The sequence below is a fragment of the Actinoplanes regularis genome, assembly GCF_900188005.1.
Lineage (GTDB): Bacteria > Actinomycetota > Actinomycetes > Mycobacteriales > Micromonosporaceae > Actinoplanes > Actinoplanes regularis.
This window is the reverse complement of sequence record NZ_FZNR01000067.1, coordinates 1-1,547: the sequence shown is the minus strand read 5'-3', so window position 1 is coordinate 1,547 and position 1,547 is coordinate 1. Positions and strand designations below refer to the sequence as shown.

Annotated in this window: 1 protein-coding gene; it reads left to right on the top strand. The window is 72.3% G+C overall.

The window, feature by feature from the left end; genetic code table 11:
• On the top strand, positions 1 to 1,547 hold a 1,547-nt coding region (locus tag CHC09_RS47045), incomplete at both ends, for an ATP-binding protein (RefSeq protein WP_483398211.1).

Below are 1,547 nucleotides of genomic sequence, written 5' to 3'. Positions count from 1 at the left end.
CTCCGGGCCCACCTCGCTCCCGCCGTCACCGACGGCCTGATCAGCGCGGACAGCACCGTCAAGTTCCGCCACGACCTGGTCCTGCAGGCCGCCCGTGATCTGCTCCCGGCCGCCGAGCTGGATGGATCACGGCTGGCGATGGCCCGCCGCCTGGGCGCCCACGACGAGTACGAGCAGCAGGCCGCCGAGCAGTACCTCCCGGTCACCGGCCTGATCGGCGACGACGACGAGCGCCGGACCGCGGCGGCCCTGCTGCACCGGGCCGGCCGCCGCGCCGCACGGACCACCAACTACCCGGCCGCCGACGAACTGCTGTCCGCCGCCGACCGGGTTCTCCCCACCGGCGACGCCGCGGACCGGGACGCGATCGCGGTGGACCGGCACGCCACGCTGTTCTGCCTCAGCCGGTACACCGAGGCGGACCAGCTCTATCACGATCTCGCCTCCCGCTCCCCGGACCGGCTCGCCCTGGCCGCGGCCACCGCCGTGCAGATCAACAGCCTGACCCAGCGGAACGAGTGCCCCGCGGCGATCGCTCTCGGTCTCGACACGCTACGGCGGTTCGGCATCACCCCGTCGGCCGACCTGGCCGCGGACAACCAGCGCGCCGTGCTCGAACTCCGGGACTGGGTGGCCGCCCATGGACCGGCCTACCCGTCGCGGGAGTCCACCGATCCGCGGATCGTCACGGTGGCCCGGATCCTGCAGCGGCTGCTCGTGCCCACCTTCGTGGTCGATCCGGACCTGCACGCCTGGCTGGTGCTACAGGCACACGTGCTGTGGCAAAACAACGGGGTGTGCTCGCCACTGACCGGCACCCTGGGCGGGGCCATCCGCGTGACAAGCTGGCTGCTCGACGACCACCGCATCGGATATCTGCTGACCGGGCACGCGCTGCGGGCCGCTCGCGAACACGGTTACCAGGCTTCGGCGGCGGTGGCCGCCTACCAGCACTGGATGCTGGCCGCGCCCTGGTTCGAGCCACTGGAGGAGGTCGTCGAGGGTTGTTGGCAGACCCGCGACGAACTGCTCGCGGCCGGCGACGTGCAGATCGCCGGATGGCACGCGGCGCGGTTGCTGGTCCTGCTGCTGGAGACCGAGGACTCGCTGGAGACCTGCGCCGAGGAGACCGCGGCGGTGCTGGCCTTCGCTGAACGGACCGGCAACTGGTACGCCCGGCTGATCACTCTCGGACACCGGCAACTGATCCGAGTGCTGCGCGGGCAGACCGCCGGGCCGGGATCGTTCGCCGGCGAGGACTTCGACAAGACGGCCTACCTGGACGAGATCGGCGAAAATTCGGCCCTGTTGGCCGGCTATCACCTGGACCGGGCGCTGGCGGCGCTGCTCACCGACGACGCCGCGGCCCTGGCAGAACACTCGGCCGCGGCGATGACGCACCGCGAGGCGGTCCGCGGGTTCTACTCCGGCGCGCTCGCCCGGGTCACCCGTTGCCTCAGCGACCCCTCCCCCGCGACGACGGACGCCCGCGACTGGCTGGCCCGCCGCGCCGCCGACGCACCCCGCAACTTCCGGCCACTACTACT